7 protein-coding genes are annotated in these 11,011 nt (G+C 47.3%); all 7 read left to right on the top strand.

All coding sequences use genetic code 11. The annotated features are described in order from the left end of the window. Nucleotides 1–15 precede the first annotated feature (15 nt). The 7 genes from ACHZA2_RS17815 to ACHZA2_RS17785 all read left to right on the top strand — a co-directional run bounded on the left by ACHZA2_RS17815 (nt 16) and on the right by ACHZA2_RS17785 (nt 10,658). Nucleotides 16–1,002 (top strand): MoxR family ATPase, encoded by a 987-nt coding sequence (locus ACHZA2_RS17815; RefSeq protein WP_319580835.1) that lies wholly within the window; start codon nt 16–18, stop codon nt 1,000–1,002. Between the two features lie 15 nt (nt 1,003–1,017). Then, nucleotides 1,018–1,908: a DUF58 domain-containing protein gene (locus ACHZA2_RS17810; RefSeq protein ID WP_319580834.1), complete on the top strand. Its 891-nt coding sequence runs from the start codon at nt 1,018–1,020 to the stop codon at nt 1,906–1,908. Then, nucleotides 1,908–2,858 carry a VWA domain-containing protein gene (locus tag ACHZA2_RS17805; RefSeq protein ID WP_319580833.1) on the top strand — a complete coding sequence of 317 codons (951 nt, stop codon included), beginning with the start codon at nt 1,908–1,910 and terminating at the stop codon, nt 2,856–2,858. The genes ACHZA2_RS17810 and ACHZA2_RS17805 overlap by 1 nt, the downstream gene beginning before the upstream one ends. Further along, nucleotides 2,855–4,501 carry a hypothetical protein gene (locus ACHZA2_RS17800; RefSeq protein WP_319580832.1) on the top strand — a complete coding sequence of 549 codons (1,647 nt, stop codon included), beginning with the start codon at nt 2,855–2,857 and terminating at the stop codon, nt 4,499–4,501. The genes ACHZA2_RS17805 and ACHZA2_RS17800 overlap by 4 nt, the downstream gene beginning before the upstream one ends. 291 nt (nt 4,502–4,792) lie before the next feature. Further along, nucleotides 4,793–6,622 (top strand): DUF2207 domain-containing protein, encoded by a 1,830-nt coding sequence (locus ACHZA2_RS17795; protein ID WP_319580831.1) that lies wholly within the window; start codon nt 4,793–4,795, stop codon nt 6,620–6,622. 133 nt (nt 6,623–6,755) lie between these two features. Further along, a complete protein-coding gene (gene ileS / locus ACHZA2_RS17790) occupies nt 6,756–9,944 on the top strand; it encodes an isoleucine--tRNA ligase (RefSeq protein WP_319580830.1) in 3,189 nt (1,062 codons plus the stop codon). Nucleotides 9,945–10,106: 162 nt separating this feature from the next. Further along, entirely contained in the window at nt 10,107–10,658 is a 552-nt protein-coding gene (locus ACHZA2_RS17785) for a hypothetical protein (protein WP_319537566.1), read from the top strand. Nucleotides 10,659–11,011: the final 353 nt, after the last annotated feature.

Below are 11,011 nucleotides of genomic sequence, written 5' to 3'. Positions count from 1 at the left end.
ATATCAGGTGAATGCATGAACGAAGAGATCCTTGCGCTTACAAAGGAAGCTAAACAATACGCAGACCTCCTCATTCCACTCCGGGATGAGATCTCGCGGGTAATCGTCGGTCAGTGTGAAATCGTCGATCGTCTTGTTATTTCTTTAGTTGCTGACGGTCATGTCCTGCTGGAAGGAGTTCCGGGGATAGCAAAAACACTGCTTATCAAAACATTGGCTCAGGGTATTGATGCGTCATTCTCACGAATCCAGTTCACTCCGGATCTGCTTCCTGCGGATATCACCGGTACAAAAATATTCAATCAGCAGAGTTCATCATTTTCAACTGTCAAAGGCCCTATCTTCAGCCAGTTTGTTTTGGCAGATGAGATAAACCGTGCACCTCCAAAGGTTCAGTCTGCATTACTTGAAGCCATGCAGGAACGACAGGTTACAATTCAGGGAGAAACCTTCAAACTCCCATCACCATTCTTCGTACTTGCAACCGAGAACCCGATTGAACATGAAGGAACTTATCCGCTCCCAGAAGCCCAGATGGATCGGTTCATGTTCAAGATCATCATGGGTTATCCTTCAAAAGCAGAGGAGGTAACAATCCTTGATCGGTTTACTGAAGGGATAAAGATCACACCACAACCGGTCATCACAGCTGATACGATTCTCTCACTTCAGCAGTTCCTTCCAAGAGTGTATGCAGATGTGGAGATCAAGAATTATGTTACATCGATTGTAGATGCAACCAGGAATTCTGAATGCTATGGTCTTCAGCTGGCCGATTACATTGCTTATGGAGCCTCACCTCGTGCAACAATTTTCCTGGTGCTTGGAGCAAAAGCACATGCTCTGCTCCGTGGACGAGGGTACGTGGTTCCGGAAGATGTAAAGGCGATTGCTGCTGAGGTTCTGCGTCACCGTATCATTCTCACATATCAGGCAGAAGCAGACGGAGTGACAACCGATTCTGTCATCATACAGATTCTCAAGAGTGTTCCGGTACCCTGAAGGAGGAGTGAACAGATGCCAGCATGGGAAGACCCTGTTGAACTGGTCAGGCTCATCCGCTCGGTTGATCTTATCACGCGGGCACGGGTGACCGGTCAGAAGGCAGGTGTTCACATCTCGCTCTTTAAAGGGCAGGGAATAGAGTTCTCTGAAATCAGGGAATATATACCTGGGGATGATATCAGGGCTATTGACTGGAAGGTCACTGCCAGGTACGGTATTCCATATGTTAAGGAGTTTACTGAAGAGCGGGATCAGACTTTTTATTTTGTAATCGATCTTTCTGGTTCGCATTCCTTCGGTAGCAAAATGAGTAAGTACCGGATGATGCTGGAGATCTATGCGAGCCTGGTGTTTGCAGCGGTACGATATCATGATCGGGCCGGGCTGATCATAGTAACAGATCAGGTTGAACGATTTATTCCCGCACGAAGTGGCAGGGCTCATGCTGTCCACCTCATTCATGAGGTTATTAACCATGAACCACAGAGTTCCGGATCAGACATCAGGCCTGCACTTCATCATATCCTTACCCGTCTTCGGAGAATGGCTTCAGTCATTCTTATTTCAGACTTCTACATGCCTGATTTTTCCCGTGAACTCGGTCAGCTCAGGCAACACCACGAAGTGTATGCAATCAGGGTATCAGACCCACGAGAGTCGGATCTTCCAGACGTGGGTCTTATTGAACTTGAGGATGCAGAAACCGGCGAACAGATTCTCATTGATACATCAGATGAGCAGTTCCGGTTAGATTATCTGAGGGCAGTTGAAGAAGTGGAAAAGAGGACTGCTGGAATCTTCAAAAAATGTCATGTACCAATGGAACTGGTCAGAACATCTGATGACTGGTTTAGTCCTCTGCAGCGCCTCTTTGCAGATACACCTATGGCGGGGGCACGGTAATGGCAGGATTTTATCATCCTGAATGGCTTGCTTTGTTGCTCGCACTTCCTGCCATATATTTCTGGTATCTTCGTGAAACCAGGAGAAAAAAACAGGAAGCTATGGTCTTCTCCCATATCGGGTTCATGAAGACTGCTCTTGCCGGTAGAACAGGTTCGTCAAGGCCCCGGATACTTCTCTTTATTGCACTTGCTGCCCTCGGCTGTATCATCATCGGGCTTGCTGATCCCCACATTCCTCTCGAGCAGGCAAAGGAGGGGGTCAATGTCATCCTCGTTATGGATGACTCCGGAAGTATGCAGGCGACCGATTACAAACCTACCAGGCTTGAGGCAGCCAAAAATTCAGCCGGTCAACTGATTCGCCAACTTGATGACAAGGATTATGTCGGTGTAATCACGTTTGAATCAGGAGCAACGAGTGCAGCATACCTCTCTCCTGATAAGGATCGGGTTCTTGGCAAATTGAAGTCTATCGAGCAGAAAGATGGAGCAACCGCTATCGGTGACGGGCTTGCTCTTGGTATCGATATGGCTGAGTCGATTCCAAACCGGAAAAAGGTAGTAATCCTTCTCTCTGATGGAGTTAATAACGCTGGTATAATATCACCGGATCAGGCAACCCAGTTTGCAAAAGATAAGAATATACAGGTATTTACTGTCGGTCTAGGATCTGATCAACGTGTCATACTCGGGTATGACTGGTTTGGAAATCCGCAATACGCTGATCTGGATGAAGATGCTCTGAAGAAGATCGCATCAGAGACCGGAGGAAAGTACTACAAATCAGTCAGCGACCGGACACTCTCGGAGATCTATACAAACCTGAATAAAGAGATCAAACGTGAAAAAGAGGAGACCAGTATTAAGGACTGGTTCTTTGTTATCGCCATGATTCTTATGATATCCGAAATTGTGCTCAGATACGGAAGACGGAGGATCATTCAATGAAGTACATAGTTGCAGCCATCTTCATTCTGGTTACCTTTGCTGCATATCCTGCTCTTGCCAGTGATGTCACTCTAAAATCCAGTCAGAGTGAATATACCTTTCCGGCTGGAGAAGAGGCAAGGGTTCCGTTTGTTGTTGAGAGTTCATTTCCAAAGACCAATGTAGGAACACTGGAGTACACGCTGACCAGAAAACAATCCCAGGGAGGAGTGTCATTTTCCCAGTCCAGCTCTCATTCACAGTCATTTCCTATCAGTCCCGGGAGCTCACAGAATGCAATAACTTTGAGTTCAGATGATCCTGCAGTCTTTGAAGTGATCCTGGCAATGCATTACCGTGATAGCGGTAAGGATTATGTCTCAACTCTCCCGCCATTCAATGTGCAGTTTGTACCTAATAAGTCACAGCAGCAGGGTCCACAAGGATCTTCACAGACATCACAGTCGACTGGTAATGCTGATTCACCGTTAACCTCCAGTACACGTGAAGAAAAACCAGAGGGTCAGAGTCAGAGTTCTGATCCCTTTGATGAGATGGATCGGCAGATGAATGCGATGCAGCAGCAGAATCAGCAGCTTATGCAGCAGATGCTCTCGAGTCAGGGGGCGTCATCAGGTTCCGGTAGCCGCTCACAGCCACAGAATGCTCAGCAAGCATTGCAGAATAATCAGATGAATGCTGAGTCCTCAGCTCTTCAGAAACAACTGGCACAGGAGACGAACCAGAACAAGAAGGATCAACAGGACCTTGCTGATAAGATGCATCAGGATCCAATGCTGAACCAGGTGAATCAGGATCTGAAAAAGGCTGGCTACCAGCAGAAAGATGGAAGTATATCTACAGAGAGGAAGGGAGAAGGGACTGTATCTGCTCAATATAAAAATGAGAAAAACCAGGAACTATCGTTACAAGGCGATATTAGAAATGATACACTAGAAAAACTTACAGCAAGTTCGAATGAGTCACTCCCTGTCCCTTCATCATTAGCTGACGATCCCAGGTACCAGGCAACTACAAAAAATCTTCAACAGGCTGGTTTCAATCAGACCGGTGGCACACAGACGATAACACCGAACGAAACCAAAATTGATGAGCAATACAACACTCCAAGTGGAACGAACGCCACGATCTCCTCGGTCATCAGGAATGGCACTGTCGAATCGGTGACAGTTAAGAAAGAAGATGAGGCCCCTCTGGGATGGTACATCGGGATCATCCTGCTGATTATCCTGATCTCTCTCTGTTGCTGGGCAGGATACCGGTATTACCAGAAACAGAATATCCAACCGGATGAAGAACCTCCAGTTACTGTAGAACCTGTTGACATCAGGAAAGTAACTGAAGAATACCTGACAATGGCTGAAGCAGCTATCAAAGATGGAAGGATTAAAGATGCCTATGTCAGTTCAGGTCAGGCACTCAGGTTCTTTATCTCCCATACCAGGGGCTCCGGGTCAGCCGATACAACCGAAGAGATTCTCACACTCGCCCGGAAGAAAGGGATAGACACCGGGATGATCTCCCGGATCCTTGATCGTTGTATGATGGTTGAGTATGCCCGAAGTGAGGGTTCATCAGATGAGGCGATTGGTTTTATCGGTGATATCAGATCATTTGTCTCTGAAAATCTTCCAGACGAATAAGTCGCATACTGTTCACCTTTTTTCTATCAATTTTTCAATTTTTTTCTTTTTGAACCATCAGATATATTGCACGTAAGACTGAGACCTTCAATCTGTAACGATATGTCTGAAGATTATTCACGCTGTCAGGTATGTGCAAACTCATCAATCGATATGCAAATTCCGGGGTGCTACCTGTCTATAGCCTGCAGCGAACATGCAGAAAAAAGCATTTTGCCCATGGTACCGGGTGAGAAAAAAGAGTGGGGTTCCTGCAATTCCTGGCGGTTTGTTGGAGGGGAAAAATAAGAAATGGGAGAGATTCGTCAGCTGGCCGTGGTTATCATTGCCGCTGTTATCATTGGAGTATCCGGATTCTGGTTGGGCGGACTAATTGCCTCATTATTTGAAGGTGACCTGGTTGTAACTGATTATCATTGCTCCTGGTCATATGATGGAAGCCTGAATGAGTCATACCAGTATGCAGTAAAATCAGATGGTGCTTACCGGAGTCTGAACCGGGTGTTCAATATTCCTGTCAGTTTTGGTTTGTCAGGAACTACACCTGTTCAACTGATTCAATCAACAGTTCCACCTGGTGCCTACTCATACCTGAAGGATTACACCGGAACAGTCCATATGGACGGAGCCGGTAAAGCTGATCAGGATCTTATCAGGAATCATGCCAGCGATAATGAAGCCGGTGCGTTCAAACCTGATTACTATACAACCGGAACCTGGCCAGTTACATACTCGTGGATCATCTCCCCGCCGGTTGAGCGTGGAACAGATGCCGATCATATCAATATCGATCTGGCAACAGATCATGTTCCATACAAATCTGTTACAATCACGATCCCCGCTGATCGGGTAAAGCAGGTTTTTCCTCACCCGGCAGGGATGAGAGTGACAAAGACCGGTGACTCGTATGTAATAACCGGAAGTGCATCAGGAGATGTTCCTCTCGGATTTGAACTAGTACTCGATCGCGGAACCGGTGATACGATTCACGGCAGAATCAGCGACCTTGGAGCTGTCAGTATAGCAGAGAAGACAAACGCTGCAAATCCCTGGTTCGCAGGGCTGCTGACAGCCACTCCGGCCATCTCATACTTTGGATCAATCTGTCTGCTTGTCTGTATCCCAGTTCTGCTTCTTATTATCTGGTACCGGAAAGGGCGGGAAAAACCATTCACCGTTCCTGAACACCTGAGTGTCGTTCCTGATCCGTCGCTTAAGCCATGGATGGTAAACCTGATCTTTGAAGGCGATCCAGAAGAGTTCGGTAAAGAAGGGCTCTATGCAACATTGCTGGATATGCACAGACAGAAGATCATAAGGATTGATGAAAAACCTGACAGTAAGGATCTGACAATCACCATTTTGAAGAACCAGTCACCCGATCCATACGAGCAGACGGTCCTTAATGTGTTCAGCAGGATTGCATCAGACAACGTGATAGATACGGGATCACTTGCCTCGATGGCAGATGCAGCCAATTCTGATTCTTCAGTCAGAACCACACTCCTTGCATATCAGCAGGAGATTCAGTCACTCACCTCGTACTCCAGTTCCTACCTTGAGTCTCACTATATCGAGGATGGACGCGGGTATCTTCTTCCCCTTCTGATATTCCCGGTTATCTGGTTCCTGTTCTCAATCTTTGCTGCCATTGCCGGGAGTGATGGTCCGGTAGGATTTGCAGCAACCATCATGGCCGGGGCAGCATTCCTTCAGGGGCTTGTTGCCATGCTTTTTCCGGCTACCCTCTTCGGCAGATGGAAAGGAGATACATATGCCGAAAAACTCAGGTGGGACTCGTTCAGATCCTTCCTTTCTGATTCGGCATTAATACGTCGGTATGCTCCGTCTGATCTCTCGATGTGGGGGGAGTGGCTGGTGTACGGCACTGCCCTCGGTGTTGGTGATCGGGTGGTGAGAACGATGCAGGATCTCGAGGTGAACCTGCCTGAGTTTACTTCATCCTCTGGTTCTGCCATTTTTGCCCCCGCATTATTCTATTCGGCATTCATGCCGGTGACCGCATATTCTCCACCGTCATCAGGGTCCGGGTTCAGTGGCGGAGGAGGAGGATTTGGTGGTGGAGGCGGGTTTGGTGGAGGTGGTGCAGGAGGGTGGTAACCACCCATTTCTCGCTGTACATGCTTCATTGAACCACGTTCTCTTTTTTCTCTGACTTATGCTGAGACCGGAAGACCGCAAAGACCTTTGTATGGTCAGGTCTAATTAATAAAGGAATTTTTGAGGGGTATCCTTGCGAGAAGTCACCAGTAGTTATGTTGCAAAAGAGATCGAGACCTCTGTCCGTACGTTCTGGACAAAGAACTCGATCTACAGCAGGGTGAAAGATCAGAATAAAGGGAAAAAGCCTTGGTTTTTTGTTGACGGTCCTCCGTATACAACCGGAAACATTCACCTGGGAACTGCCTGGAATAAGCTCCTCAAGGATAGTATTCTCAGATTTCACCGGATGCTGGGATATGATGTTACTGACAGGGCAGGATATGATATGCATGGACTGCCCATTGAGGTCAGAGTTGAACAGGAACTCGGGTTCAAGAGCAAAAAGGATATTGAAGCATACGGTATCGAGACCTTCATTGAGCGGTGCAAGCAGTTTGCAATCTCGAACAAAGAGACTATGTCTGACCAGTTCCGGTCTCTCGGAATCTGGATGGACTTTGACAATCCGTACCAGACAATAACACCAGATTATATCGAGGCAGCATGGTGGGCATTGAAGAAGGCACACGAGAAAGACCTTCTTGAGCGGGGCCACCGGGTAGTAAACTGGTGTCCACGTTGTGAGACAGCCATCGCAGACTCTGAAGTCGAATACTGGGACGAACAGGACCCCTCACTCTTTGTCAAGTTTCCGATTACTGGTAAATCCGATGAATACCTGGTTATCTGGACCACAACTCCCTGGACACTTCCTGCAAACGTGGCAGTTGCTGTTGATAAGGACTTTGTGTACGCCAGGGTTGCAGCCGAGAAGGAGGGAAAGACCGAGTACCTCTGGATAGCAGAGTCGCTGGTAGAGGAAGTACTCAAGAAAGGGCGGTATCAGGACTTTTCGATCCTTGAGAAGAAGACCGGGAAAGAACTTGAAGGAACCAGATACACATCCCCACTGGCTGATCTTGTCCCACATCAGAAAGAGATCGATCACCGTGTCGTCATTGCCGGATTTGTTGAGATGGACAACACCGGAATGGTACACATTGCACCAGGCCATGGATGGGACGATTATCTCCTCGGTGTTCAGGAAGGACTTGATGTCTTCTGTCCGGTGGACGGTGCCGGACTGTACACAAAAGATGGCGGTGCCTTTGCCGGGAAGTTTGTTCGTGATGCAAACGCTGAGATAGTCGAAGCACTAGGCAGTTTTCTTCTGGCACGCAAGAAGATCACTCACCGGTACGGGCACTGCTGGAGATGTAAGACCCCGATCATCTACCGGGCGACCGAACAGTGGTTCATCTCGATCCCGAAGATCAAAGAGCAGATGCTTGGTGAGATAGCAGCTACGACCTGGTACCCCGACTGGGCTGGAAGTGCAAGATTCCATGACTTTGTCTCAGATGCCCGCGACTGGTGCATCTCCCGGCAACGGTACTGGGGCATCCCGATTCCAGTCTGGGAATGCAGCGAGTGTAGCCAGCAGATGGTCTTTGGCACGATGGCTGAACTTAACAAGGCAGCCGGATCGAACCTGACCGATCCGCACCGGCCATATGTGGATACGATCACAATACCCTGCTCCTGTGGAGGAACGATGCACCGGGTTGAGGACATTTTTGATGTCTGGTTTGACTCTGCAATGGCATCATGGGCAACGATAGGATATCCGGGGAAGACCGAAGAGTTTGAGAAACTCTGGCCTGCTGACTTTATTCTTGAAGGACAGGATCAGACCCGTGGATGGTTCTACTCACAGCTTGGTGCTTCTACTATAGCATTCAACCGCTCGCCGTACAAGCAGGTGCTCATGACCGGTTTTTCACTTGATGCAGATGGTCGGAAGATGAGCAAAAGCCTTGGCAATGTGGTAAGTCCTGAAGAGGTCGTCGAAAAGTTCGGCGTCGATGTGCTTCGACTCTACCTGCTGTCATCAAATGCCCCATGGGAAGATCTCAAGTTTAACTGGGAGAGTGTCTCAACAGTCAACCGAACCATAAACATCCTCTGGAATGTGTACCGGTTCCCACTCCCGTATATGATTCTTGATGACTTCACTCCATCATCTGCCGGAGGAGTCTGGAATCATGATTTCATTACACGTTCCCTGCGGGAGATGCCCGATGAGGATCGCTGGATCATCTCCAGAATCAACACTGTTGCTAAACAGATCACTGCTGATATGAAGGAGTATAACCTGCATCGCCTGAGCAGGTCACTTCTAAACTTTGTACTTGAGGATCTCTCCCGCTGGTATGTTCAGATCGTGCGTCCCCGGATGTGGCTGGAAGAGGATTCTCTTGATAAGAAGTACGCATATGAGACGATCTACTACTGTATGCGAACCATATGCCGGTTACTTGCCCCCTTTGCTCCACACATCGCAGAGGAGATCTATGGGAACCTCAGACTTGAAGGAGATCCAGTATCTGTTCATATGCTCTCCTGGTACTCAGGAGAAGAACGACTCATTGATCTCGATCTTGAGACCCGGATGGGTCTGATCCGGTCGTTTGATGAAGCAGTTGCAAATGCACGACAGACCGGAAAACGGAAACTTCGCTGGCCGGTAGGGACTGTTACCGTCGCAGCAAGAAATGATATGGTCGGGAAGGCCTTTGGCAGCATGTATGATCTGGCATGCCAGCGTGCCAACGCCCGGGAGATCGTTGTCATTTCAGGCCAGTACGATAAGATCCTCTGGAAGGCAGAACCGGTAATGAAGAAGATCGGCCCCTCGTTTGGAAAGATCGGACCACAGGTGAAGGCTCTTATCGAAGGTGCTGATGGAACCGAGATGCGGAGGCAGATTGCAGAGAAGGGATCGTACACTCTTGCAGGTCCTGAAGGTGATATCTCGATAACAACTGAGCACGTGATGTTCACTGAGGTAATGCCTGAAAATATATTCTCTGCAGAGATGAGTGATGCAGCCGTCTTTGTAGATGTAACCCTGACTCCTGATCTCGAGGCAGATGGATACACACGAGAGATCATCCGGAGAATTCAGGAGATGCGCAAGCAGATGAATCTGAATGTCGAGGAGATGATTGATATCGATGTTATCGTGCAGGATGCCCATCTCTATAAACTGTTGACCAAAACCTGGCAGGAGACAATTAGCAAAGAGGTCAGGGCAACATCGCTCGTGATTCATCAGGACAGTGGATCACGTGACACATCACTCTGGCAATTGGATCGTGACTGGGATATTGAAGGTGTCATGGTCACCATCGGCATCTCAGTATCCAATAAAAAATAATTTTTCGTATGTAATTTTTCTGGAAATGTCGGTATTCTCCTGATATCAGCATAGTATCTGTCCTGACAATTTCATCTTTGCCTACGAGTATGATCGATTTATATAGTAAAAAGAGGTAATCAACCCTAGCAAGATGAACGTATGGTATCTGGAATGAATACTATGAACTTACAATCTGTAATCCTGGTACTTCTGGGTGTTCTGTTTTTTATCATCGCTCCTGTATCAGCAATCGATTACTCTGCCTGGAAAGATATTACCGTAAATGAAACCCCGATGAATCATTCTTCCAATACAGTATATTCGATGAAAATTCCTCCTGGAAACTCAATTCTGATTGAAAATACCAATATCGGTCCGTTAACAAATGTATTTAACAAAAATAATCCTGGGTCCAGGATATCAATAGTGGTAAGTAATAATCCGACAGGTCTAAAACTGGATTCCACTGCTTCACGTCAGTTCCTTGATAAGTTCATGCTTGGTGCAAAGATCTCATTGATTTATGGTGATCAACCACAGTTCCTGAGTAATGGCGGAGTGATGGTTTATGGTACAAGCGGTGACAAGACCCTCGGAATCTATATCCTGAGTACAGACAAAAAGATCATCATCGTGACTGGTTTTTACGATTCGATGCAGGATGCCAAGGCCGGAGTAGAAACGCTGGGTATGCTTGCAGGATCAATTCAGATGGTAGTCCCTGCCCTCTAACCTGTAATCTCTTTTTCTCTACTGTTTTTAAGAACTGTGGCTTTTTATCCGGCAGGTATCGACAACATGTAAGTCGTATAAGATGATCCGGTTACTGACGACTGGACAGAAGAAGCAGGGAAGAAGATTGTAGAATTGGATAAAAAATATGGTGAATGTGGAAGTTATTGCAGGATTTCAGCGCCTGTTCTTGTTTGCACCAGGTGCATGTGCTGACTTTATGTCCTGCTGTTCTGAAACCGGAGCCTGAATATTCTTTGCTCCGGACTCATTCTTGGTGTTCTTCTTTGACATTAATTTCATCTCGTTCTATTCGAACTTTCAATGAACCTTATAGTTCATCTACATCTTTC

This window comes from uncultured Methanospirillum sp., assembly GCF_963668415.2.
Classification (GTDB): domain Archaea; phylum Halobacteriota; class Methanomicrobia; order Methanomicrobiales; family Methanospirillaceae; genus Methanospirillum.
This window is presented reverse-complemented; position numbering and strand designations above follow the sequence as displayed.